Source organism: Desulfoluna sp. HI9BLuna, assembly GCF_056829775.1.
The window spans coordinates 501652-527386 of the sequence record NZ_CP186555.1; the positions used below are offsets into that span (position 1 = coordinate 501652).

Below are 25735 nucleotides of genomic sequence, written 5' to 3' on the forward strand. Positions count from 1 at the left end.
GCGCTTCTGCCATGCCGGAAACGCTCCATGCACCCCTTCGGGCAAAAACGTTACAGCACGAATGGTCGACCTTAAATTAAAAATCCGAGATCCCATCGTTGTCGAGATCCCTGTCCGTCCCGCCCTTGTCGGCATCCCAGATGCCGTCGTTATCCAGGTCGCGGTCCGTTCCCCCTTTGTCGGCATCCCAGACCCCGTCATTGTCCAGGTCACGGTCCGTTCCCCCTTTGTCGGCATCCCAGATCCCGTCATTGTCCAGGTCGCGGTCCGTTCCCCCTTTGTCGGCATCCCAGATCCCGTCATTGTCCAAGTCGCGGTCCGTTCCCCCTCTATCGGCATCCCAGATGCCGTCGTTATCCAGGTCCCGGTCGATGGGTCCATGTTGTGCGCCCCAGACGGTTGTACGCCTGGTGCTGCCTTCCATGTTCCCGGGAGCCTGAAGACATCCCACACTCCCCAACAACATCAGGCACATGATGCAAATTGCCCGTTTTTCCATTCCTGTTTCCTCATCTTCGACGGCTCATGTCCATAGAAACCGCCGCCAAGACTTATCCCGTCGGGACTGTGGCAAAAATAAACCCGTAAACCTCTGTTGATCGGCCTCCTCGTCAAGACGGCCATCGCCGATCAACGGCTCAGTGATTGGTCACCCGAGCCTTCACCATATCAATCATACAGGCCGTGCACGTCACACCGTTTTCCCGTCGAATCGGCCAACCGATCAAAAGAAATTCTCAGTTTTTTCAGGGAGCGGGCATGGACTTGCGACAGGTTGACGTTTTCAATGACAAAACACCCGTTGGCTTCGCATGTTTTATCGAACCGAATATGTTCTTCTCCATGGGCGCCGATGCCGTAACTGTCGATCACGATGAAAGCCGGTGACTGCAGCAAAATCGCATCAAGGACCTCCCGGTCCAGAATCGTACCCATGGCACCATAAGCTGGAGTGCCATAGCGGTTTCGTTCGACATTGCCGGTAAACAGGACAAGAGCTTTGCCTGACAGGCATAGATCCTTGATATCCTGAACCGACGGCATATTCTCTGTGCAGTCGAGAACGACACTCTCCACCTCATACGCCCGTTTTTCAGGCGTCGACTCGTAGCAATCGATATGGGTGCCGATATGGCCAAAAGCCTGAACCGAATCCGACTGTTTTTTGGCCCATTCAATGGCCGGATGGCCTTCCTCGATACCAAGGGATAAATTGGCGTGAATCATTCTGTCTCCTGATGCAATACACCACGGTGTGCCTGTGCAGCGTTTCTTTGGGGCGAACGTTATCATGCTTCTGCGGTGCGCAAGCGCACCCTGCCCCACATCGCCGTTAAGGCCACCGAAAGCATCGTTTCCAGCTATGCCAGGTATGTCGTGGGATCGAGGCCTTCGTCAAAGCGCAGGGCGTATTTGCGTTCATCGCAGGCGCCACAGGTGCCGCAATGGGCGGTACCGCCTTTGTAGCAGGTCCAGGTGACGGCAAAGTCCACGCCCAGGGTGCGGCCCAGATCGCCGATTTCCCGCTTGTCCAGCTCGGCGAAGGGGAAGGCGATGGTCACCTGGCCGTCGGTGCCGAGGTGAATGGCCTTGCCCAGGGCCTCGTTGAACTCAGGGCGACAGTCCGGGTAGATGAAGTGATCCCCTGCGTGGGAGGCCAGGACCACCTGACGCGCGCCCACGGATTCGGCGTAGCCCGCAGCGATGGAGAGCATGATGCCGTTTCTGAACGGGACCACGGTGCTCTTCATGTTCTCGGAGTCGTAGGCGCCGTCGGGCACCTCCTCCCCGGATTTAAGGAGGCTGGAGTCAAAGAGCTCGTTGATGAAGGGGAGCGGCACCAGGGTGTGGGTCACCCCCAGATGATCGCACATGGCCTTGGCCATGGGAAGCTCGCTGGCGTTGTGCTTGGAGCCGTAGTCAAAGCTGATGGCAACGCATCGCTGGCCTTTGGACAGGCAATGGGCAAGAAGGACGGCGGAGTCCATGCCGCCGGAGAGGACCACAACGGTTTCATACATGGGTCAGATTCCTTTTTTGGTATCATAGGCGAGGATGTGAAGGCGGCTTGCCATGCGATAGCCCATCTTGACGCAGTGGTCCCAGACCAGGGGCATGGTCGCGATCTGCTCGTCCCGGGTCATGCCCAGGGGCATGAGCCACACCCGGTCTTTCTCCAGGGCGTGGTCCGCCACAAAGGCGTCAATGAGGCCAAGGGTCTCTTGGCTGACCACAAACTTGAGATGCCGCGCCCGGGCAACGCTTGTCCGGTCCACGTGCCAGGAGCCGTCCAGGTACTTGGGCGAGAGGATCACCTCCCCCCTGATGTCTTCGGGCACAGGCACCTTGCCCGAGGTCTCGTACTGCACGGCAAGGCCCAGCTCAGACAACACCCGGTCCAGCTCCCAGAGGCCTGTCTCCCACTGGCGCAGGGGCTCGCCCCCGGTGATAACCACAAAGTCAAGCCCACTCTCCTTGGCAGCCGCCGCAAGGTCCGCGACCGACACCTCGGTGCCCTCGTCCCAGGCCCCTTTGGTGTCGCACCAGGGACACAAGGGCGCCACGCAGCCTGCCAGGCGGATGAAAAAAGCGGGTCGCCCGGTGTGGGGGCCCTCTCCCTGGAGGGAGGCAAACATTTCATGGAGTCTCAGCATGGGCATCGCCTTACGCCGTCACCGTGGCCCAGGAGTCCGGGGTCTCGTAGAGCCGCACCTCTTTCAAGGTGAGCCCGTGGAATTCCGGCGCCTCGGACAGGGTCTTGAAGATATGGAGCACCATGTTCTCGGCCGTCACCGGCAGGTTCTCGTACTCGGGAAGCTCATTCAGGTTGGCGTGGTCGTACCGGTCCACGATGCGCTCCTTCACCAGGCCCTTGAGCTCGGTGAAGTTCAGGATCATCCCCGACGCATCCAGGGGACCGGCCACCGTCACCCTGAGGGTGTAGGTGTGTCCGTGAAAGGCCGCGCACTTGCCGTAAAGGGCCTTGTTCTCTTCTTCGGAAAAATCGTGACGGCAGAGCCTGTGGGCTGCGTCAAATCGGAACTCTTTGGTAATGGAAAGCATGGGCCACCTTGGTCACCGCCACACGTGCAGGAAGAAGCCCGGCAAACCATCCTATGATTTGGATCAAGAAAGGATTACGCGAAGGGGCCACAACCGGCTGCGCGGTCAGTGAGGGAGAATTTATTGTGCGGGATGCCTCTCGTCCGCATGGGCTTTTTTCTTGTAAAAAAAGCCCCATCCATAAAAACTGCCATGGCCAACACCACGGCAGATCAAATCTTTACTATACAACAACGCGCCTTTGTATCACAGCCTGAGCCAATTGAAAACGGGAAAAAGCACGCCCCCGGCGGCGAGGTGAGCCACCTCGAACGCTGATGTTTTCTGCGAGCTGCTTTATTAGCCCGGCAACTGACGGCCAGGCTATGGCGAGTGAGTTTTCCCCTTCGCGCCTCAGAAAAATCACATTCGCCTTCAGTCGTGTCCGGTTAGCTTTTTGCATTAAATTAATCGTAACTATTCAGCCCATCATCGTCTTCTTGAAGGCAGCTTGTCATGTCTTACGTTCCGGGAACCGAGGACCGTAGGGTGTGCTTGCGCACCATTTGTCTGAAAGACCGTCACCCATCGTCATATCCAAGCAATACGCGGTCCCTGTCACCTCGGCTTCGGTGGGCGATACTGCGCTTCGATAGTGCGCAAGCGCACCCTACCTTTCAACTCGAGTCTTCATCATAGAAAAGGATGACACGACTGATTCGCCTGTGATTTTGATCGGCCTGAATCTGTTTTTTCTATGCCCTCGTCCCTGTTTTTATGGCCCGCCTCACCAGGTCCAGGGCCTTGAACGCAAACACCCGTTTGTTCATGTGGCGGTCTTTAAAGGGAGAGACAAACCGGTGCGTCTCGGTGCCCGCTTCCGTGGCAACGCCGATCCAGACAGTGCCCACGGGCTTTTCGTCGGTGCCGCCGGAGGGACCTGCAATGCCGCTGGTGGCAACGCCGATGTCGGCGCCGGAGACGCGCCGCACCCCTTCGGCCATCTCGGCCACGGTCTCGGCGCTCACCGCCCCGCAGGTTTCAAGGGTATGCCCCGAAACGCCCAGCACCTTCTCCTTGGCGCTGTTGGCATAGGTGACGGCCGAAAGGAAGAACCAGTCCGAGCTTCCCGGGACATCGGTAAGGAGGTTTCCGATGAGGCCGCCGGTGCAGCTCTCGGCCACCCCAAGGGTTTTCCCGGCCCCTTTCAGAGAGGCGGCCACGGACTCGGGCATGGAGAGCCCGGCCTCCGAGACCACATACCCATCCAGGCGCTTCAAGGCTTCTGCCGAGGCAGCCTCCTGGCGCTGGGCCAGTCCGGCATCTGACCCTGCAAACGCCCAGATTTTCACCTCGATGACGGGAAAGGAGGCCCGATAGCCCACATGGACCCCGGGGAACCCGGCCTCGATGCCGGAAATCCGCTCCCCCACCACGGACTCGGGAAGCCCGAAGGTGGTGATGGCGGTCTTGACCAGACGGCTCCCTTTGGGCTGCATTCCGGAAATGGCGGGCGTCACCGACTCAGTCATCAAAAATCGCATCTCCCGGGGCACCCCGGGCAAAAACCAGAACCGGGTGCCGGAGAGCTCCAGGGAAAAGGCCGGGGCCGTGCCCACGGGGTTGGGAATACAGGCAGCTCCCTTGGGAAGGCGGGCCTGCTTGAGATTCGATGCGGGCACCGGCGCCTTGCGGCCTTCAAAATAGGCGGCAACGGAGGCAGAGGCCACAGGATCCTCCACCAGGGGAACCCCGGCGGATTCGGCGGCGGCCCGGGTGGTGAGATCATCTTCCGTGGGCCCTAAGCCGCCGGTCACCACCGCCACATCGCACCGGCCCGCCACGCGGGAAAAGACCTCTTTCAGGGCGGACAGGTTATCCCCCACGGAAAGGTGCCGCACCACCTCCACGCCCAGCTCGCACAGCTGCTCCGAAATCCAGGCGGCGTGGCTGTCCACCACCTCCCCTTTGAGAATCTCCTCACCGGTCGTGATCACCATCGCTCTCATTCGTGTCGTCTCCTTTCACCGGTGGCACGGGCCGCCCTTTTAGATTAGGGGGAGACCCGGCACCTGCCCGCAGGCATCTTATTCGTGCAAAATCACAACGCCACTGCCCTTTGGCGTGGGCGCTCCAGTTACTTTATGCCAACCGTGCCGGGGACGCAAACCCCAATAACGGCCCCGAGTTCCCCCACCGGGCATAAGGGGCCGTATCCTCCGATTTCGGTTGGTCATCCCCCCGTTTTATGGTAAATTGCCCCTCGTTGGTTGATTCCGGCGTGCATATTTTACCGAACGTTCAATATTTTAGGATTGGGCACCGGTGGCACCCGGCGGACCCCGACTGCTTTACCGGGTCGGCCCAACCCCCGTTGGGCCGACCCGGTAGAGCGCACAAAACGCGCCACAGGTTGACCATCCGCTGGTCGCATCCCCTCGCGAGGACTTTGCCATTTGAATGTGGAAAACCGCCTGCATGACGGTGCTCCCATTTGACGCAAGCCCCCCTGGCTTTCGAACACAACGGAGATCTTTAGCCGGTGACGCCAATAATAATCAGGCTGTCATTCAACGGAAACAAACGCTTGCAAGGGTTCCAAAAGGTGGACTCCGTGTCCGTATTTTCGCACTATCCTTTGCCTTTTTAGCGAGTTACCGGAAGCTCACTGGAAAATTGTTGCTTGTTTCGACCACATGAAGTATGAGACTATTTTCCCCTGAGGCGTTGTCAAAACGCCCCGAACACTCGTGTTAAGGTTCCGTTTTTAATTTGCAAAATACGATTGATACGGCACGTCGTGCCTTTACATGTATAGTGTTGCGTTACCAGTAATCAAGGAAATAGGCGTATGGCAAAGAGTCTTTACATCAGCACAACCAACGCCAGGAGCGGAAAATCAACCATCGTTCTTGGTATCATGCAGCTTCTCTTGAGGGACCTGCACAACGTTGGCTTTTTCAGGCCCATCATCAACCCCGTGGACGGCGAGCGCGACTACGACACCGATCTGGTCCTCTCCCACTTCTACCTCGGCATGAGGTACGAAGACACCTACGCGATGACCCTGGACGAAGCCAAAAAACTCGTCAATGCCGGCAAACAGAACCAGATGATCGAGATCATTCTCAACAAGTACAAGCAGCTTGAAGAGAAGTATGATTTCGTTCTCTGCGAGGGCATCGATTTCGTGGTGGGCAACGAAGCCTTCACCTTCGACATCAACGCCGTGGTTGCCGCCAACATGGGCTGTCCCGCCCTGGTTGTCACCAACGGGCACAGCGCCACCATCGATGAAATCGTGAGCCTGAACCACCTGGCCATGGAAGATCTCGAGGACAAGGGAGTTGATATCCTCGGCATCATGGTCAACCGTGCAGATGCCTCACAGACCGAGACCATCCTTGAGACCCTCCAGAAGGACATCAAGGTGGACAACTGCTCTTTCCACGTCATCCCGGAAGACAGCAACCTCATGAAGCCCACGGTGGCGGATCTGCAGAAATGGCTGGGCGCCGATGTCATCTACGGCAAAAAGGCCATGGACAAGATGATTGACGGTTACGTCATCGCCGCCATGCAGATCAACAACTTCCTCAACTACATCAAGGAAGACAGCCTCGTGGTCACCGCAGGGGACCGGACGGACATCATCCTGAGCGCCATGGCGTCCCGTCTCTCCAATGCCTACCCCAACATCTCCGGCATCCTCCTCACCGGCGGCATCGCCCCGTCCGAGAGCATCCAGAGACTGGTGGAAGGCTGGGAAGGGATCCCCGTTCCGATCCTTCTTGTCAAGGACCCCACGTACCCCACCATGCGGAACCTGAACCACGTGCACGCGCGGCTCGAGTCCAGCAACCCCAAAAAGATCGCGTCCGCCCTGGGCCTCTTTGAAGCCCATGTGGACACCCAGGAGATGCGCAGGAAACTCATCGAGCGCAAATCCGTCAACGTCACCCCCCAGATGTTCGAGTACAACCTCATCCAGAAGGCCAAGAAGAACAAGCAGCACATCGTCCTGCCCGAAGGCACCGGCGAGCGTATCCTGAACGCCTGCGACATCCTCCTGCGCCGCGACGTCTGTGAAGTGACCCTCCTCGGCAAAGAGTCCGAAATCCAGGCCAAGATCTCCAAGCTCGGCCTCGACCTGGCCGGGGCCCACATTGTGGAGCCCACCAAGAGCCCGCTCTACGAAGAGTACGTCAACGATTTTTATGAGATGCGCAAGAACAAGAAGGGCATGAACCAGGATGTTGCCCGCGACCTCATGAGCGACGTTACCTACTTTGCCACCATGATGGTTCACAAGGGCCACGCCGACGGCATGGTCTCCGGTTCCGTGAACACCACGGCCCACACCATCAAGCCCGCGTTCCAGATCATCAAGACCAAGCCCGACGCCTCCATCGTCTCGTCCATCTTCCTGATGTGCCTGAAGGATCGCGTCCTGGCCTTTGGTGACTGCGCGGTCAACCCCACTCCCAATGCAGAACAGCTCGCTGAAATCGCCATCGGATCCGCCCAGACCGCCGAAATCTTCGGCGTCGACCCCAGGGTGGCCATGCTCTCCTACTCAACCGGGTCTTCCGGCAAAGGTGCCGAAGTGGAGAAGGTGATTGAAGCGACCAGCATCGCGAAGGAGCGCTGCCCCGATCTGCTTCTCGAAGGTCCCATTCAGTACGATGCCGCCATCGATCCGTCTGTGGCGCGAACCAAACTGCCCGACAGCAAAGTCGCCGGTCAGGCTACGGTCTTCATCTTCCCTGATCTCAACACCGGGAACAACACCTATAAAGCGGTACAACGCTCCTCCGACCAGGTGGTTGCCATCGGCCCCGTACTCCAGGGCCTCAACAAACCGGTCAACGACCTGTCCCGAGGTTGCACCGTACCCGACATCGTCAATACCGTGGCCATCACCGCCGTTCAGGCGCAGGCGGCCAAAGGTCTGGTTTAGGTTACAGGACCGGCACACCATGCAGGGGCAAGGGCGTCCAAGCAATTGAACGCCCTTTGCCCACACGGTCCGCAGTTCGAGGAACATCCCCCAGGGTGCCATTCACCCGGGCGTTCCATTCAACGATTTTTCTGTTACAAGGTAAAATTCTATCATGAAAGTATTGGTTATTAACGCTGGCAGCTCATCCCTCAAATACCAGCTCCTCGACATGGAAAATGAAGCCGTTATGGCCAACGGCATTGTAGAACGTATCGGCGAAACCGTGGGCAAGCTTACCCACAAGGCCTTCCCCGACACCGACAACGAGAAAAAAGTGGTCAAGGAAGAAGAGATCAAAGACCACAAGATCGGCATGCACATGGTGCTGGACCTCATCACCGGTTCCGAAGCCGGCGTGATCTCCGACCCCAAAGAGATTGACGCCATCGGCCACCGCGTGGTCCAGGGCGGCGAAGCCTTCACCAGCGCCTGCGTGGTTGACGGCCCCGTCAAGGTTGCCATTGCGGACAACAACCCCCTGGCACCCCTGCACAACCCCGCCAACCTCATGGGCATCGAAGTGGCCGAAGAGCTCTTCCCCGGCACCCCCAACGTGGCGGTATTCGACACCGAATTCCACTCATCCATGCCCAAGGAAGCCTTCCTCTACGCCCTCCCCTACGACTACTACAAAGAGCTGCGCATCCGTCGTTACGGTTTCCACGGCACCTCCCACAAGTACGTCTCCCGTAAAGTGGCCGAGTGCATGGGCAAAAAGGCCGAGGACATCAACGTCATCACCGTGCACCTGGGCAACGGCTGCTCCATGGCCGCCGTCGAAAAGGGCAAGTGCCAGGACACCTCCATGGGCATGACCCCCCTTGCAGGCGTCATGATGGGCACCCGAAGCGGTGACATCGACCCCGCCATCGTGGCCTACATCGCCGAGAACAAAGGCATGAGCGCTTCCGAGGTAGACTCCCTGCTCAACAAGCAGAGCGGCCTGAAAGGCGTATGCGGCCTCAACGACATGCGTGACATCCACTCTGCCGTTGAAAATGGTGACGAGATGGCCAAGCTGGCCCTCGACATGTTCGCCTACCGCGTCAAAAAATACATCGGTGCCTACACCGCCGTTCTCGGCAACATCGATGCCATCGTCTTCACCGCCGGTATCGGCGAGAACGACGACATCACCCGCGCCCTCATCTGCGAGAACCTCTCCGGCCTGGGCATCGACATGGACTTCGACAAAAACAACGGTCGCAAGGGCGAGCCCACCGCGGTTCACACCGACGCCTCCAAAGTCCAGGTCTGGGTCATCCCCACCAACGAAGAGCTCCAGATCGCCCAGGAAGCCGTGGAGCTGCTCAAGTAAGTTCCCGCATCCCCGTCACATGACGGCGGCATGATCAAAAGAAAAGGCTCGAAAGGACCCCTTGTCCCTTCGGGCCTTTTTTTATGCCCTGCCCGTTCCGCCGGAAGGAGCACTGCAGGGTTGACGCAAAAAAGACGTTGGCATACATACAGATCACTTTGTACAATAAAAGGCGTCGTGCCAGAGGGGAGAGTTCCCCTGTGGCGCATCGCAAAACCAAACGCCAGGGTCGTCCACCGACGAACGCAGACACACCGATGGGAGGAAACACGTTGAAAGAGCTCTATGTGGTCCTGTTTGAAGGAAAAGTCAGGGAGCGTGAGAGCAAACGGGAGGTCAAAAGCAGGCTCATGGAATGTTTCAACATGGGCCAGGCCGCCATAGACCGTCTCTTCTCCGGGCAGCGCATCATCGTCTTTCGGAGCGAGGACCGAGCCAAGACCGACGACTTTGCCAAGCGCTTTGCAGAGACAGGTGCCCTCTGCCGCATTGAGGTGGATTTCCGGGAAGAGGCGGAAAAAGAGTCTCCCTTCGAAAGCACCCAGCGCCCCGAAGAGGAGCACCGGGCCCAGGACGTTCACTGGGAGGACGACGAGGCCGTATCATCCCGGGACGCCTCCCCCCTGCTGCCCCTGTGGCAAAGCTTTGCAGGCCCCCGCGGGGAGTGGTACGCGGAACGGTTCAAGCTCTTCTCCAGGTCAGGACGCACCGTCTTTGCCCCCTCCTGGAACTGGGGCGCCTTTCTCTTCGGTATCGTCTGGCTCATCTACCGCAAAATGTACGGCCTGGCCATTCTCTTTTTCGGTATTTCCGCCGCCGGTATCGTCATTCCCGGGGGCAGCCTGGCTGTCTCCTTCTTTTTCGGGGCCTTTGCCAACTTTCTCTACTTTCTCCATGTCAAAAAAAAGGTCGACGCCATCATCTCCGCCAGCGACCAGGTCGACCCCAACCAGGCCATGGAGGCCGCCGGGGGAGTCAATCCCATCTCCAAGGTCCTGGCCATCTTCATCATCATGATGGGTGTCATGGCCTTTATAGGAACCTATCTCTTTGACCTGAGCGAACTCGCCCCCCATATCCAGTAAGGGATCCGGTGCCCGCTTGCGGGTACCGGGCCATCCGGCCGCCCCTTGACCACCTGAAAAGAGGAGCGGCCGGGCCGACACTTCTTCCTTGACAGGAAAAATGAAAATCCCCTAGTCTGATATCAGCGCCATACGGTCCCTTTGCGATCCCATTGCACACCTCCCCGCCTCCCCCGGAAGAATACGCGGCATCCGCCCAGGACGAACCTCTTCCTGACCTTCAGGTCTCCCCACATTCAATGATACCGCTTCCAGGCTCTTCCCCAACAAGACCCGATGCGCATTGGCACCCCCGCTCCAGGGTGGCTCAGGCCCTCTGTTTTTATCATCCATTTCCCAGGAGGTAAGCATGGCAGCTCAATACGTGGCAGACAGACGGGACATCGATTTTGTGTTGTTTGACCAGCTTGACGCAGAGTCGCTGACGGAACACCCGATATACGCCGATTTCAACCGGAAGACCTTTGAGATGGTGATCAACGAGGCACGGAAATTCGCCCTCAAGGAGCTGCTCCCCACCTACGGCCTGGGGGATCGCCAGGGGGTGCAATTCGATCGGGGCACGGTGACGCCGCCGGAGTGCTTCCGGCGCCCCTTCGATCTGTTCCGAGAAGGGGAGTGGCTGGCCCTGTCCGAGGAACCCGAGGTGGGGGGCCAGGGGCTCCCCTTTCTCATCAGCAACGCCGCCGGGGAGTACCTCATCGGCACCAACTTTGCCTTCTCCAGCTACGCCATGCTGGGCCACGGCGCGGGCAAAATGATCGAGCGATACGGCACCGAGCACCAGAAAGACCTCTTCATGAAAAAGCTTTACTCCGGGGAGTGGACGGGCACCATGCTCCTCACCGAACCGGACGCGGGCTCCGATGTGGGAGCCCTCACCACCTCGGCCACCCCCAACGACGACGGCACCTGGTCCCTTTACGGCACCAAGGCGTTCATCACCTCGGGGGACCACGACCTCACCGACAACATCATCCACCCGGTACTGGCCCGCATCGAAGGGGCCCCTGCCGGCACCAAGGGAATTTCCATCTTCCTGGTCCCCAAGATCTGGGTCAACGAAGACGGCTCTTTGGGTGAACCCAACGACATCGTCTGCACGGGCATCGAAGAGAAGATGGGACTCCATGGCAGCGCCACCTGCAGCATGTCCCTGGGAAGCAAGGGCACCTGCCGCGGCCTGCTTCTGGGGGAGGCCAACAAAGGGATGCGCATCATGTTCACCATGATGAATGAAGCCAGGCTCGGCGTGGGAATCCAGGCATTCTCCCATGCCTCGGCCGCCTACCTCCTGGCCCTGGAATACGCCCGGACCCGCAAGCAGGGCCGCGCCGTGGAAGAGGCCCTGGACCCCACGGCCCCGTCCGTGCCCATCATCGACCACCCGGATGTCCGGCGCATGCTCATGGAGATGAAATGCTGCGTGGACGGCATGCGGAGTTTTGCCTACTACATCGCCCTGCTCATGGATCACCACCGCATGGGTGCCTCCCCGGATGACCAGGAGATGGCCGATGACCTTGTGGGGCTTCTCACCCCCGTGCTCAAGGCCTACAACGGCATCAAGGGCTACGATGTGTGCACCAAGGCCATCCAGGTGTACGGCGGGGCCGGTTACCTCCGGGACTACACCGTGGAGCAGATCTCCCGGGATTGCAAAATCGCCTCCATCTACGAAGGCACCGACGGAATCCAGGCCATGGACCTGCTGGCGCGGAAACTCGGCATGAAAAAGGGGCAGGTTTTCATGGAACTGTTGGCCCGCATGAACCGAACCGTCGAAGAGGCAGCCGGACTTGACGCCACCCGGCCCCTTACCGAGGCGGCCTCCAAACTCGTCAGCCGACTGGGTGATTGCGCCATGGCCATGGGAAAGAGCCTCCTTGAAGGCAACCTCCGAACAGCCTTTGCTCACTCCGTACCCTTCCTTGAAATCATGGGCGATGCGGTCATGGCCTGGATGCTCCTCTGGCGCGCCACAGCGGCTGCCAGAGCCCTTGAGGCCGGGGCCAGAAAAAAGGATATCCCCTTTTACAACGGCCAGATCAAGGGGGCTGAGTTCTTTTTCAGCAACCTCCTGCCCGTGACCATGGGCAAGATGGAGGCTCTCACCGCCCTGGGGGATGCTGCCGTAACCATGGAAGATAAAGGCTTTGGAGGATAAGAAGCAGGAGAAACCTGCCGACTCTTTTCCATGGCGCCTGTGTTCAATTCCTGTGACAGGCCGGAGCAATGTCTGCTATGGTTCAATCACTACCCAAAAATAAGGAAAATGCCTATAATCAATGTCGTGAGACGTGCTTCAGGCCAGGCTTTCAGCCGGAAGGGACCCGATGAAAATTAACAGAATCAGTGCACCTCAAGAGCGCCTATTACTATTCATCACCGCTGCGGGAACTTTTCTTATTTCCGGCCGATTCGACCTCTTTGAGCGTATTGTGGACATCACCCTCGCCTATGAGGCCTTTGAACTCGATGAACTCATCATGGTGTGCATCGTGCTGGTGTTCTGCCAGGCCATCCTCCTGCACCGAAGGTGGGCCAGCCTGAAACAGGCCAAAAAGAGCCTTGAAAGCCGGAATATGGAACTCCGGGAAGCCCTGACCGAAATCAGGCAGCTTAAGGGCATCATCCCCATCTGCGCCTCCTGCAAGAAGATACGGGACGACCAGGGCTACTGGCACCAGGTGGAGGCCTACCTCAGCGCCCACTCCGAAGCGCGCTTCAGCCACGGCATCTGCCCGGCCTGCATGGACACGCTCTGCAGGACCATGGACGAGGAGACCGTCCTCCCTCCCGGCTCCAAACCGCCCCCCACAGATCAACCCTCTACCTCTGCCAAGGATTGACTTAAGTACCACTTTCGATTATGTAGCTTTTTTATAGCAATCAAGCCGCCCGTCGGGCGGCTTGCCACGTTTTACAGCAGGTAGATACCATTATGAGTGTTGCACTACAGGACGAGGAGCCCGGCGTCTCCCCGGTAGAAAAATCCGCGTTGGTCCAGGGCCTCCTGGCCATCTGGCCCATCTGCGTCGGGTACATCCCCCTGGGCCTGGCCATGGGGGTCCTGGGAGAAAAGGCGGGGCTCACCCCCGTTCAGGTCTGTTTCATGTCCCTCTGCGTCTTTGCAGGCAGCGGGCAGTTCATCGCGGTCTCCATGATCACGGCAGGGGCCTCCATCCCCGCCATCGTCCTGACCACCTTTATTGTCAACCTGCGGCACCTTCTCATGAGTTCCTCCCTGGCCGTGCACTACCGGGGAGCCTGTCGCAAGAAGATCACCATGCTCAGCTACGGCATCGTCGATGAAACCTTTGCCGTCAACTTAAACCAGTTGAAAAACGGCCCCTGGGAGATCGACAAGGCCATTGTTGCCAGTTATGCAGCCTTCTTCTCCTGGGTGGCGAGCACCACCGTGGGATGTTTCTTCGGGCGCTTCATCCCGGAAAACGCCTTCGGCCTCAACTACGCCCTGACGGCCATGTTCATTACCCTGCTCATCTACCAGCTCAACGGCCCCATCTTCACCCTCACCGCCGTGATCTCAGGGGTCGTTGCCGTGGGGCTCTCCCTGGTCATGCCGGGCAACGCCTACATCATCATCGCGACCCTTTTTGCCGCCACCGCCGGCGTGCTCATCAAAAAACGGAGGCCCGCCCGTGGAACCCACTAGCTTTATCCTTCTTATCCTCGGCATGGGCCTTGTCTCCTTCATCCCCCGATGGGTGCCCCTTTTCTTCCTCTCCAAGCGGCAGCTGCCGCCCCTGCTCATTGAGTGGCTGGAGCTGATCCCCGTCTCCATCTTAAGCGCCCTGCTGGTCCCGGCCCTGGTGACCCAGGGAACCCCCAGGGTCTTTGCGCCCTTCTCCATTGAGATGGCCGTGGCCGTGCCCACTTTCATCTTTGCCTGGTACACGAAATCCTTAGGGGGAACCCTGGTGGTGGGGATGCTGCTCTACTGGGGCGCGGGACTGATTATGTAAGGGTGCAGGAGAGGCACTGCCGCACCAGGTTCTCGCTGCTCATGTGATTGCAGGAGATATACCCCACAAGCCCCTTTTTGCCGAACAGGGTCCGCGTGATCTCTGTGGGGGTGCGCCCTTCACCGTGCAGCCCCTTCACCTTGTCTATGAGCTCCAGGTAGTATACCAGCTTCATTTCCAGCATCCGGTGCCCATCCTCCACAATCCCTTTGTGGGCGCAGAAGAGGGTCTTTACATCGTACTCAAGGACGGTTTTCAGGCTTTCGAGATGCCCGGAGAGATCTTCATCTGCCCTGAACATCCTGACCTTGGGCGCAAGAAAGAGATCCCCTGTAAAAAGCCACTTTCTCTCCGGTTCCCAGAAACAGACATGGTCCGGGGAGTGCCCCGGGGTATGAATGGGCACAAGGGTGTGGCCGCCATCGGTTGCTACGGCCTTGGCCAGGGGCTCCGGCGATACCCTGGGAATGCTTCCCCAGAAAACCTTCTGGTACATCCGAATGGAAAACCCCTCCCGCAACAAATCGAGACCTGCCGGGTGCGCATAGACAGGTGCGCCGGTCATCTGTGAAAGAAAGGCCGCGTTGCCGCTGTGGTCTTCGTGGTGATGGGTAAGAAGGATTTGACGGACCGGCCTATCCTGGAAAAACCGGGCCACGGATTTCCGATCGTTGGGCGGCCCCGTATCGATCACCGTCTCGCCCAGGCAGAAAATATGAACGGTTGAGTTGTCTGCGATGTTGTATTTGCCGACCTTTACGCCGGTCACGGAGTCATGGGTAAACGTGCGGATAACACTCATAGGTCACCTCATTTCTGCTGCATGGACAGTTCGAAGACATCGCTGGCATTGGGAGACGCCTGCTCCATCAGGTTCTGCTTGCTGCCTGCAACCAGCCTGAATAAAAGAACAGAGGGCACCATGACGGCATGGATGTATACAAGGGACAGGGCCAGCCGCATGGGCCCGGGCTCACGGTCCTGCCTCACGCGATGGGGAGTAAAGGCCATCTCCAGGCAACCGCACGGGCAGGCTGACGCGCAGTGACCGCACCCCAGACACCTGTCCGGATCGACCCGAACCCCACTGTCCGACACCTCCAGAGCTCCCACAGGGCAGGCCGACGAGCAGGAGGCGCACCCCGTGCAGGCAGCCGAGTCACAGACAGGAAGGTACGGACCGGAATGATAAATGGGCACCCCGTACTCATACCGCATCTTCATGGCAATGCAGCAGCAGGTGCAGCACATGCAGATATTGTTCTGATACGGCTGGATGCAGGACTCCAGGGAGAGGACCAGCCCCTTGTCATAGGCGTTTCGTAGAATCGCAAGGGCATCGGCCCTGGAAAGGCTCTTGCCGCCTTTCATCTCTTTTCGCAGGGAGGCCGTGTGGTTGATGCGCAGGCAGGTATAAAGCGGAGCATCGCAGCTCTTCTCCTCTGCCACCGCTCGGCAGGGGCAGGGGTCCACGTACAGGTCGGTGGCCGTTTCGATGACGGCTTCCATCTCTCTTAAGGGAAAGACCAGGGAATTGGTGTGAAGGTAGCGGTAATAAAGATGAAGCCCTTTTTTGACAAACCGGCCCACCACGGGAAGCTGCGCCAGGGTCCCGGTGAAGTGGTAGAACCGGATGGCATCCATGGTACCGGGCAGGTACCGTTTCAGAAAGTTGGTTCGAACCTTGCCGGTGTTGTCCACAACGTCCAATGCTTCGGATGTGTGGAGTCGTCTGGTTGATCCCATCCCATGCCCTCCCAAACATGAATAGTTCATGAATAAGCGCGATACAGACAAATATACCGCCTTGCAACAACGTGTTTCGACCAAGGCCATCACCAACGGCAATGCATAGGCTGTCGCTGTCAATACCCTGATCCACAACATATCCGGACAGAAAGCGTGAAAGCGTCCCTCCCATCCTTTTAATTTGTTTTGTTACAAACCAAACAACCCCGCCGATCCCACGGATCAGCTCCGTTTCAGGTTGCCCTCGATCTTGTCCATAAGAAGAAAGAGGATGTCTCTCTCCTCACGGCTCATGTCCTGAAAGAGCCTCTCCTTAAGCCCGCTGGAGATCCGGGCCATGCTCTCCATATGCTTTTCCGCCTGCAACGTCAGGGACACTCGCACCTTGCGCCCGTCGGAGGGGTCCGGCTCTTTTTGAACATACCCCTTGGTTTCAAGCTGATGGATGATGGTGGAGACCGTTGATTTGTCCTTGTAGGACTGTGCGGCAATGTCCTTGACGGATACCGGCCCCTTGGTGTGGACGATATAAAGAATATCGCCGAAGGATGGTGGCAGGTCCTTTACCCCGGCCTTTTCCATCTCCTCTTCCAGGAATGAAAAGGCGAGCTTACGGATGACACTGAGCTTGTATACAAAATGTGAATCTGATGTTTTCATAAATCGTTTTGTACCAAACCAAAAGAAAGGCCGTCAACGGAAAATTCACAAGTTTCCGGTTGCCCCCTGAGCCCCAGGGTTGAAAGCGGCGCCACACGTGGTCGAATCACCACATATCGTGCACCCTCTTTTCCGCACGCGTAATACACCATGATTCAAATATGTTGCACGCAGGAATTCTTCCCCGCAGCCCAGAGGGCCACCGACCATGGGGCGATCTGTTCACATGACCTGCCCCTGTCCCGAGCACGCCAACGCGGCCCGGGCCCCCGCCACATGGCACCCCTGGGGTCGCCCCCCACCTGTGGAATACTATTTGCTATGCTTATCAAACAGTGTTTATGATATGTTACACGGTTTCAACACCGACGCGCCCCATATCCTGCATGGTGCCGTCCTGCCCCATACAGGAAACCGCGGCCAGCTCTTCGCCTCCCTTTACACTGCCTTTTTCCGGCAACACAACGCCCCCAGGCCGCACCCGTCGTCCCGTGACGGTGCCCGACACGACCCGACCATGTGTTCTCGCTCTTTTCAACCCCACGGTAAGGATTCCACCATGATCACATCCGTTGATGTCAGCAAGAATGACCTGATGAAGGAGTTGGGAAAGATGAACCGGTTTATCAAGATCCTCAGCCGGTGCAAAAAAGCCTTTATCCATGAGAAAAACGAACAAAGCCTGTTAAATGAAATCTGCCGGATCATCGTGGAGGTGGGCAGCTTTCCCTTCGTATGGATCGGTTTTGCCGAATCCGGCGAAAAAAAACCGATCCTGCCCGTGGCCACCTGCGGTTACGAAGAGGGATTCCTCCGGTCCATTGCCCCCTCCTGGGCCGAGGGCATCGACAACCCGCCCCCCATGGGAACGGCCATCTGCACCGGCAACGTCTGTACCATCCCGGATATCCGGGCCACGGACACGGCCCACTCCTGGCAATACGAGGCGATCTTAAGGGGCTTCGGGTCTGTGGTGGCCTTTCCCCTGGTCTCCGACGGCAACACCCTGGGGGCCATCTCCATCTATGCCGGAGACGCCCACGCCTTTGACCCGGAAAAAGTCGACCTGTTGCGGGAGCTGGCCAACGACATCACCTGCGGGGTCCTCAACCTCCGATCCCGGGCAGAAGGCAGCCACATCAAAGAGATGCTCAAAGAGACCGAGGCCAAGTACAGCGGGGTCCTCGAAAACACGGGCACCGGCACCATCCTCATTGAAACCGACAGCATGATCTCCTTTGCCAACGCCACCTTTGAGACCTACAGCGGCTATACCGCCGAAGAACTCATCGACCGGATGAAATGGTCGGACGTGATCCACGCCGACGACCGGGCCAGGCTCTCCCGTTACCATGTCTGGCGGCGCAGCGAACCGGGGCGGGCCCCGGACGTCTACGAATGCAAGATGATCACCAAGGACCGCACCGTCAAAAACATGCTGATGAAGGTGGGCATGATCAAGGGCACCCAGATCAGCATCGCCTCCTTCATGGACATCACCCACGCCAAGCTGGCCGAGGATCGCCTGAAGCAACGGGAATCCCAGCTCCGGGCCATCATCGAAAACTTCGACGGCATGATCTACATCCGGGACAGCGACCACCGCATCGAGTTCATGAACACCCCCCTCATTGAATTCCTGGGCGAAAAGGCCCGGGGAAAGCAGTGCCACAAGGTCATTTACGGCCTGGACACCCCATGCCCCTGGTGTGACAGCCGCGCCCTGCTCAAGGGAGAGTCCGTCAAAAATGTGCTGAAGTGCCCGAAAAACGATCGCTGGTACGACTCGGTCATCTCCCCCATCCACGGCTCCGACGGATCGGTCTCCCGTATCCAGGCCATCATCCGGGACGTCACCGAACAAAAAAACGCGGAAGAGGCCCTTTTGGAAAGAGAAAAAGGCCTCAGGCAGGAGAACATCCGCCTGAAGTCCACCATGAAGGACCGCTACAAGTTCGGAGAGATCGTGGGCAAGAGCCAGGCCATGCAGAGTGTCTACGAACTCATCCTGAAATCCGCGGCCAGCGACGACCATATCATTATCTACGGCGAGTCCGGCACGGGCAAAGAGCTCGTGGCAAAGGCCATCCATGACGCCAGCGACAGATCCGACAAGCATTTTGTGCCCGTCAACTGCGGAGCCATCAACGAAAACATCATCGAAAGCGAGTTCTTCGGCCACAAAAAAGGGGCCTTCACCGGCGCGGACCGAGACCACGAAGGCTTTCTGGACAAGGCCGACGGGGGCACCCTCTTTCTGGACGAGATCGGAGAGATCGGGCTGAACATGCAGGTGAAGCTCCTGCGGGCAATCGACGGGGGCGGGTTTACCCCGGTGGGAAGCAACACCCTTAAGAAACCCAACATCCGCATCGTCTCCGCCACCAACCGGAACCTGTTGGAGGAGGTGAAGAAAAACAGGATGCGGGAGGACTTTTTCTACAGGATCCACGTGATCCCCATCCACCTCAAGCCCTTAAGGGAACGCAAAGAGGACCTCCCCCTTCTCATCGAGCACTTCCTCAAGCGCTTCTGCCCCACCAGCAAGGTCCCCCCGGTCACGGGAAAATTCCTGGAGGCCATCACCCACTACGACTGGCCCGGCAACGTCCGGGAGCTCCAGAACGCCCTGCGCCGTTTCATCTCCCTGAAAGAGCTCAACTTCAGCAGCGGCATCACCCCGGCCGGTTCCCCTGGCCAGGCTGGTCCCCCCGACGACTTCACAGACCTGAAAACCGTCATGGATGCCTTTGAAAAGCAGGTACTCACCCAGGTTCTCCAACAATGCCACTGGCACCGCGAACGTGCCGCCGCAAAGCTCAAGATCCATCGCAAGACCCTCTTCGGAAAAATGAAAAAATACGGCCTCATGATCTGAGTTCCCCCCTTCGGGGCTGCCGCCCACGCCGCGGCAGCCCCTTCCCCCTCCCGGCAATACCCCGGACACCTTCCACCCCATAATGCCCGAAGACCCGCCTGCCCCCAAACGCCCTCTGTTTCAAGGCATTGATTCCAAGCAACACACCTGCCCCGTGGCATATACACCCCGAAGCACCCTGGACAGATTTCGCCCCATACCACCCATAAAGCCTTGCTATGACTGAATATTCAGACAAAACCCAAATCATTGGCACGGCTCCTGCTCTTTCTCAGTGGGCAACGGTCCTTGCGATCCCCCGCCCAGGAGGGCCGCACCCGAGACAACATCCAACCCCAACCAGGAGCGGCATATGTCTGATTTTGTACAAACACTGGAAATCAAGAGAGAAGATGTCTACAGGGATGCCCCCATCGCCGGATTCGGCCAGCGAAAGGCCGAGTTCAAGGGTACGGGCAAAAAAATCGACAACCGGTTCAAGCATCACCGGGACGTCGTGATCGTGGAGGCATGCCGGACCCCCTACGGGGTCATCGGCGGCCAGCTGAAACAGTACGATGCCCCTGAACTCGGCGCCATGGCCATCAAGGAGGTGCTGAGGCGCATGGAGGGCAAGGTGGCCCCCGAGGAGATCGACTACGTCATCATGGGCCAGGTGGTCCCTGCGGGCTGCGGCCAGGTCCCCGGGCGCCAGGCCACCATCCTGGCCGGACTCCCGGAGTCCGTCCCTTCCATCACCGTCAACAAGGTCTGCTCCTCGGGCATCAAGACCATTGACCTGGCCGCTCAGATGATCCAGCTGGGCCGGGCCGACATCTGCATCGCCGGGGGCCAGGAGAGCATGAGCAACTGCCCCTATGCCCTGCCCAACATGCGGTTCGGCCAGCGCATGGGCCTGCCCAGCGGCGAAACCCGGGACCTCATGGTCTACGACGGCCTGTGGGATGCCTTTTACAACCGCCACATGGCCATCCACGGGTCGGAAACCACCGACGAATTCGGGTTCTCCCGGGAAGAGAACGACGAGTGGGCCCTTCACTCCCAGACGGCGGCGGTGGCTGCCATGGCAGCCGGAAAGCTCGACGACGAGATCTTTCCCGTGGCCTATCGAAACGGCAAAAAGCCCGACGTGATGACACAAGACGAAGGCCCGCGGCCCACCACCACCCTGGAAGGCCTGGCCAAGCTGCCCCCGGTCTTCGGTCACACAAGCACGGTCACCGGCAAACCGGGCAGCGTCACCGCGGGCAACGCCCCAGGGGTCAACGACGGGGGGGACGTCTGCCTGCTCATGAGCCGGGAAAAGGCCGACGAATTAGGCCTCAAGCCCCTCTTCTCCATTGTCGACTACGCCGAAGTTTCCCAGCCCACCAAAGACATCGCAACAGTCCCGGGGCTTTCCATCAAAAAGGTTCTGGACCAGAACAACCTCACCTGCGACGACGTGGACCTCATTGAGATCAACGAAGCCTTTGCCGCCGTGGCCCTGGTGAGTGCCCGCTCCATTCTGGGCCTTTCCAAGGAGAAGATGCTGGAGAAGGTCAACGTCAACGGCAGCGCCATCGCTTACGGCCACCCCATTGGTGCCACCGGGGCCCGCATTGTCATGACCCTGGCCTACGAGCTGAGGCGAAGGGGCGGCGGCATCGGCGTCTGCGGCATCTGCTCCGGCCACGCCCAGGGCGATGCCATGCTGATCCGCGTGGAGCCCTGACACCTGTTCACATCCAACCAAACGGAGGTTTTACCCATGGAAATCAAAAAAATCATGGTCATCGGCGCTGGCCAGATGGGGGGCGGCATTGCCCAGGTCGCCGCGCAATCGGGATTTGACACCGTGCAATACGACATCAACATGGAGCTGGTGGACAAAGGCATGGCGGTCATGGACAAGAACCTGTCCCGCAGCGTGACCAAAGGCAAACTAACCGAAGAGGAGAAACAGGCCGTGCTGGGGCGCGTCACCTGTTCCACCAGCCTGGAAGATGCCGCGGACTGCGACCTTGTCATCGAAGCCATCGTGGAGAACCTGGAGATCAAGGCAAAGGTGTTCGAAGAACTCGATGCCACGGCTCCGTCCCACGCCATCCTGGCCACCAACACCTCCTCCCTTCCCATCACCCGCATTGCCGCCTGCACAAACCGGCCGGAAAAGGTCATCGGCATGCACTTCATGAACCCGGTACCCGTCATGAAACTCGTGGAGATCATCCGGGGCGTCGCCACCACCGACGAGGTGTGCCGCACCATCATCGAAACCTCCGAAAAGATGGGCAAGGTGGCTGTGGAATGCAAGGACGTGCCCGGTTTTGTCTCCAATCGGGTGTTGCAGGTAATGATCAACGAGGCCCTCTGGGAACTCTACGAGGGCGTGGCAACGGCCGAGGGCATCGACAACATCATGAAGCTGGGCATGAACCACCCCATGGGCCCCCTGGCCCTGGCCGACCTCATCGGCCTGGACACTATCCAGGCCATCCTGGGCGTACTCCAGGATGGCTACGGAGACCCGAAATACCGCCCCTCCCCTCTGCTGACCCAGTACGTCAACGCGGGCTGGCTCGGCAGAAAAACCGGCAAGGGCATCTACGACTACGCGGACTGACCCGTCACCTTCAGCAAAAAGGAGTCACCATGGGATTTCAACTCAGCAAAGAGCAGCAGATGATCCAGCAGATGGCCAGGGAGTTCGCCCGGAAGGAGCTGGCGGAAAAAGCCGCCGAGCGGGATAAAACCCATGAATACCCCGCAGACAGCCTGAAGAAAATGGGGGAGCTGGGACTGTTGGGCATGCTTGTTTCAGAAACATACGGCGGGGAAGACATGGGCACCGTGGCCTACTCCCTGGCCTTAAGCGAGATTGCCTACGCCTGCGCCTCCACGGCCGTGATCATGTCCGTTCACAACTCCATCTGCTGCGGGAGCATCGAGCGGTTCGGCTCCGAAGAGCAAAAAGAGACCTTCCTCCGGCCCATGGCACAAGGTGAATTCATCGGGGCCTTTGCCCTCACCGAACCGGAAGCGGGCTCCGACCCCCAGTCCATGAGCTGCACCGCACAAAAAAAGGGGGATGAGTACATCATCAACGGCACCAAGCGATTTATCACCAGCGGCAAAAACGGCGGGGTCACCATCCTGCTTGCCCGCACCGCCCCCACGGGCAGCAAGGGGATCTCCGCCTTTCTCATCACCCCGGACCTGCCCGGCTTTGAGGTGGGGCGGGTGGAAGACAAGATGGGCCAATGCGCCTCGGACACCGTGGACTTAAACTTCACGGACTGCCGCGTGCCCGCATCGAGGCTGCTGGGCAAGGAAGGAGAAGGGTTCCTTGTGGCCATGTCCGGCCTGGACGCCGGTCGCATCGGCATCGCCTCCCTGGCCCTGGGCATCGGCACGGCGGCCCTGGACGAGGCCAAAAAATACGCAAAGAAACGGGAGCAGTTCGGCAAGCCCATCTCCGAATTCCAGGGGCTCCGATGGATGCTGGCCGACATGGCCATGGACGTGGAGGCGGCCAGGCTCCTGGTCTTGAACGCCGCCGCCACCAAAGAACGGGGCGAGCCCTGCACGGCCCAGGCTTCCATGGCCAAATGCTACGCCTCGGAGATGGCCCAGCGCGTCACCGGCCAGGGCATCCAGATCCACGGCGGCTACGGCTACACCAAGGAGTATCCGGTGGAGCGTTTCTACCGGGATGCGCGCATCACCACCATCTACGAGGGCACCAACCAGGTGCAGCGCATCGTCATCGCCGATGCCCTGATGAAGGACAAGAAGAAAAAACGGACGAGCAAAACAGCGGCGTAAGACCCAAAAGAGGCGATCCCGCATGCCGCGGGACCGCCCGTGCCATTACCCCGTTCATCGCAAGGAGAGTACGATGGGAAAACCACAACACATCGGTTTGACCGAGGCCGTCGGCCTGATCCGTGACGGCGACATGCTGACCTTCAGCGGGTTCACCATCTGGCGTCGCCCCATGGCGGCCATCTACGAGCTCATCCGCCAGAAAAAACGGGACCTGCACCTGGTGGAGGTCAACGGCGGCACCCACAGCGACCTGCTCATCGGCGCCGGGTGTGTCAAGATCTGGGAATCCTGCTGGATCGGCCATGAACTCTACGGCAAGATCGGAGCCAACCTTGCCCGAAAGGCCGAAGCAGGGGAAGTGGTCATCGAAGACTACTCCCACGTCCAGATCCTGGCCCGCATGACCGCAGGCTCCATGGGCCTGCCCTACCTTCCCACCTACGCCAGCCTGGGCACCGACATGCTCAACCCCGCCTACGACCACCTGGGGCAATTGGGACTCCGGGACGGCACCCACGAAAAAATTCCCAAGCTCAAAGCAGCCATCGTGGACGACCCCTTCTACGACAGCCAGCTTCTCCATGTGCCGGCCTGCAACCCGGACTGGTGCATCGCCCACGTGCAGATGGTGGGGGACGAAGGGACCGTCCGCATCGACGGGCAGACCTACTCCGACGCCGAAGCCATCAAGGCCTCGGACAAGGTCATCGTCATCGCCGAGCAGGTGGTCACCGAAGAGTTTATCCGAAGGGACCCCACCCGCAACCTTGTGCCCGGCCACCAGGTCCACTACATCGTGGAACTCCCCTGGGCGGGGCACCCCACGGGATGCTACGGCCAGTACGAGACCGACGGCGAGTTCATCCGCGACTTTTTCAACGCCACCCGCACCCAGGAAGGCCTCGACACCTGGGTGGAGGAGTGGGTCACGGGGGTCGAGGACTTTGACGGGTACCTTGAAAAAATCGGTGTCCGGCGGCTGAAAACACTGAAGGCCAACCCGGCCTTCGGCTACTCCACCCGGGTCAAAAGGGGGACGCGATCATGACAGCACCCAACTACGTCAAAAACGGCGAATTCAAACCCATGGACCTCCTTGCCGTGGCAGCGGCCCGGGAGGTCAAAGACGGCGATATCGTCTTTGCAGGGACCGGTTTGCCCATGCTGGCCATCATGCTGGCCCAGCACAACGCCTCCCCCAACGCGGTGTGCATCTATGAGGCAGGCAGCGTGGACGGCCGCCCCATCTCACTGCCCACCTCGGTGGGGGACGCCCGGTGCAGCTACCAGGCCTCCATTGCCTCGGGCCTCACCGACGTCTTCAACCAGCTCCAGCGCGGGGTGGTGGACCTTGCCTTCCTGGGCGGTGCCGAGGTGGACCGCTACGGCAACGTCAACACCACGGGCATGGGCGCCTACGGCATGGTCCCGGAAAAGCGACTCACGGGCAGCGGGGGGAACTCGGACATCAACGGCCTGGCCCGCAAAACGGTCTTTATCATGCCCCAGGAGAAACGAAGGTTCAAAGAGCGCATCGACTACATCACCTCACCGGGGTGGCGCATCCCCAAGTGGCCCTCCGGGGAGCTGGTCCCCAAAAAAGAGGTGTACAACCGGGCCTTTCGAGGAGGGCCGTCGGCGGTGATCTCCAACATGGGGGTCTTCCGGTTCGATGAAAACGGGGAGATCTACCTGGACACCTACCATCCCGGCACCACCCCCGAAGAGGTGAAGGCCCACTGCAGCCTGGACCTGAACATCTCACGGGTGAGCGGCGAAACCGAGCTGCCCACCTACGAGGAGCTGGAGCTGCTCTACAACGTCATCGACCCGGAAGGGATCTTTCTTCAGTAGCCGGGACCGGTGCAAAACCACGCAAAAACGACAGCATGCCGCAGTGATGGCCTCCCTTTGAAGGGCCGAATCGCTGCGGCATGCTTTTCTTTACCACCCGACCGCCCGAATCCGTTGGGGACCGCAAAACCAAACAAGCGCCCCGAACAAAAAACACCATTCAAGCCTTGCAGCAACCCGCGGAAACGGCTACATTTTTCATCAACAATACGTAAACAGATTATCTCGAATTTCGCCCTCGAAGCCATCTTCCGCCCTGCCTGTCCGCCTCTTCCCTCGCATACCCCCACACAAATCAGCAGCCCGCGATTCCCCGGCCACGATTGCTTTCGGTGGCTCCCTTTGCGT

Annotated in this window: 22 protein-coding genes; 13 read left to right on the forward strand and 9 right to left on the reverse strand. The window is 59.1% G+C overall.

Features of this window, described 5'->3' with window-relative positions; all coding sequences use genetic code 11:
* Positions 1-76 precede the first annotated feature (76 nt).
* The 6 genes from ACOYW0_RS01855 to ACOYW0_RS01880 all read right to left on the reverse strand — a co-directional run bounded on the left by ACOYW0_RS01855 (position 77) and on the right by ACOYW0_RS01880 (position 5051).
* On the reverse strand, positions 77-424 hold the full coding sequence (locus tag ACOYW0_RS01855; RefSeq protein ID WP_482416887.1) for a hypothetical protein: 348 nt from the start codon (positions 422-424) through the stop codon (positions 77-79).
* Positions 425-669: 245 nt separating this feature from the next.
* Positions 670-1227, reverse strand: a complete 558-nt coding sequence (locus ACOYW0_RS01860) for a cyclase family protein (protein WP_482416888.1) — start codon at positions 1225-1227, stop codon at positions 670-672.
* Positions 1228-1361: 134 nt separating this feature from the next.
* Positions 1362-2021: a 7-cyano-7-deazaguanine synthase QueC gene (gene queC, locus ACOYW0_RS01865; RefSeq protein WP_482416889.1), complete on the reverse strand. Its 660-nt coding sequence runs from the start codon at positions 2019-2021 to the stop codon at positions 1362-1364.
* Between the two features lie 3 nt (positions 2022-2024).
* Positions 2025-2654 (reverse strand): 7-carboxy-7-deazaguanine synthase QueE, encoded by a 630-nt coding sequence (locus ACOYW0_RS01870; RefSeq protein WP_482416890.1) that lies wholly within the window; start codon positions 2652-2654, stop codon positions 2025-2027.
* A gap of 10 nt (positions 2655-2664) precedes the next feature.
* Positions 2665-3063 (reverse strand): 6-pyruvoyl trahydropterin synthase family protein, encoded by a 399-nt coding sequence (locus ACOYW0_RS01875; RefSeq protein ID WP_482416891.1) that lies wholly within the window; start codon positions 3061-3063, stop codon positions 2665-2667.
* 734 nt (positions 3064-3797) lie between these two features.
* The gene (locus ACOYW0_RS01880) at positions 3798-5051 is read right to left on the reverse strand and encodes a CinA family nicotinamide mononucleotide deamidase-related protein (protein WP_482416892.1); all 1254 of its coding nucleotides are present in this window, start codon (positions 5049-5051) and stop codon (positions 3798-3800) included.
* A gap of 842 nt (positions 5052-5893) precedes the next feature.
* Here ACOYW0_RS01880 and pta point away from each other — a divergent pair.
* From pta to ACOYW0_RS01915, 7 genes are all read left to right on the forward strand, one after another.
* Positions 5894-8002: a phosphate acetyltransferase gene (pta, locus tag ACOYW0_RS01885; RefSeq protein ID WP_482416893.1), complete on the forward strand. Its 2109-nt coding sequence runs from the start codon at positions 5894-5896 to the stop codon at positions 8000-8002.
* 154 nt (positions 8003-8156) lie between these two features.
* A complete protein-coding gene (locus ACOYW0_RS01890) occupies positions 8157-9362 on the forward strand; it encodes an acetate/propionate family kinase (RefSeq protein WP_482416894.1) in 1206 nt (401 codons plus the stop codon).
* A gap of 272 nt (positions 9363-9634) precedes the next feature.
* Complete coding sequence (locus tag ACOYW0_RS01895; RefSeq protein WP_482416895.1) at positions 9635-10447, forward strand: DUF2628 domain-containing protein; 813 nt, start codon at positions 9635-9637, stop codon at positions 10445-10447.
* Positions 10448-10796: 349 nt separating this feature from the next.
* Complete coding sequence (locus ACOYW0_RS01900) at positions 10797-12614, forward strand: acyl-CoA dehydrogenase (RefSeq protein ID WP_482416896.1); 1818 nt, start codon at positions 10797-10799, stop codon at positions 12612-12614.
* A 169-nt stretch (positions 12615-12783) separates the two neighbouring features.
* Positions 12784-13299, forward strand: coding sequence for a hypothetical protein (locus ACOYW0_RS01905; protein WP_482416897.1), 516 nt, complete (start codon positions 12784-12786; stop codon positions 13297-13299).
* A gap of 92 nt (positions 13300-13391) precedes the next feature.
* Positions 13392-14126 (forward strand): AzlC family ABC transporter permease, encoded by a 735-nt coding sequence (locus tag ACOYW0_RS01910; RefSeq protein ID WP_482416898.1) that lies wholly within the window; start codon positions 13392-13394, stop codon positions 14124-14126.
* On the forward strand, positions 14113-14436 hold the full coding sequence (locus ACOYW0_RS01915) for an AzlD domain-containing protein (protein WP_482416899.1): 324 nt from the start codon (positions 14113-14115) through the stop codon (positions 14434-14436). Before ACOYW0_RS01910 ends, ACOYW0_RS01915 begins: the two co-directional genes overlap by 14 nt.
* On the opposite strand, the gene ACOYW0_RS01920 is transcribed toward ACOYW0_RS01915, so the two are convergent.
* The 3 genes from ACOYW0_RS01920 to ACOYW0_RS01930 form a co-directional block, all read right to left on the reverse strand.
* Entirely contained in the window at positions 14429-15238 is an 810-nt protein-coding gene (locus tag ACOYW0_RS01920; protein WP_482416900.1) for an MBL fold metallo-hydrolase, read from the reverse strand. The two genes, ACOYW0_RS01915 and ACOYW0_RS01920, sit on opposite strands and share 8 nt — an antisense overlap.
* 8 nt (positions 15239-15246) lie before the next feature.
* Positions 15247-16182: a 4Fe-4S dicluster domain-containing protein gene (locus ACOYW0_RS01925; RefSeq protein ID WP_482416901.1), complete on the reverse strand. Its 936-nt coding sequence runs from the start codon at positions 16180-16182 to the stop codon at positions 15247-15249.
* Positions 16183-16407: 225 nt separating this feature from the next.
* The gene (locus tag ACOYW0_RS01930) at positions 16408-16845 is read right to left on the reverse strand and encodes a MarR family winged helix-turn-helix transcriptional regulator (protein ID WP_482416902.1); all 438 of its coding nucleotides are present in this window, start codon (positions 16843-16845) and stop codon (positions 16408-16410) included.
* Between the two features lie 559 nt (positions 16846-17404).
* Between ACOYW0_RS01930 and ACOYW0_RS01935 the strand changes: the two genes are divergently transcribed.
* The 6 genes from ACOYW0_RS01935 (at position 17405) to ACOYW0_RS01960 (ending at position 25387) form a co-directional block, all read left to right on the forward strand.
* The gene (locus ACOYW0_RS01935) at positions 17405-19723 is read left to right on the forward strand and encodes a sigma 54-interacting transcriptional regulator (protein ID WP_482416903.1); all 2319 of its coding nucleotides are present in this window, start codon (positions 17405-17407) and stop codon (positions 19721-19723) included.
* A 352-nt stretch (positions 19724-20075) separates the two neighbouring features.
* On the forward strand, positions 20076-21437 hold the full coding sequence (locus ACOYW0_RS01940) for a thiolase family protein (RefSeq protein ID WP_482416904.1): 1362 nt from the start codon (positions 20076-20078) through the stop codon (positions 21435-21437).
* Positions 21438-21473: 36 nt separating this feature from the next.
* Complete coding sequence (locus tag ACOYW0_RS01945; protein WP_482416905.1) at positions 21474-22328, forward strand: 3-hydroxyacyl-CoA dehydrogenase family protein; 855 nt, start codon at positions 21474-21476, stop codon at positions 22326-22328.
* 29 nt (positions 22329-22357) lie between these two features.
* Positions 22358-23530 carry an acyl-CoA dehydrogenase family protein gene (locus ACOYW0_RS01950; protein ID WP_482416906.1) on the forward strand — a complete coding sequence of 391 codons (1173 nt, stop codon included), beginning with the start codon at positions 22358-22360 and terminating at the stop codon, positions 23528-23530.
* Positions 23531-23603: 73 nt separating this feature from the next.
* Positions 23604-24581 carry a CoA transferase subunit A gene (locus ACOYW0_RS01955; RefSeq protein ID WP_482416907.1) on the forward strand — a complete coding sequence of 326 codons (978 nt, stop codon included), beginning with the start codon at positions 23604-23606 and terminating at the stop codon, positions 24579-24581.
* A complete protein-coding gene (locus ACOYW0_RS01960; protein ID WP_482416908.1) occupies positions 24578-25387 on the forward strand; it encodes a CoA-transferase subunit beta in 810 nt (269 codons plus the stop codon). Before ACOYW0_RS01955 ends, ACOYW0_RS01960 begins: the two co-directional genes overlap by 4 nt.
* Positions 25388-25735 lie beyond the last annotated feature (348 nt).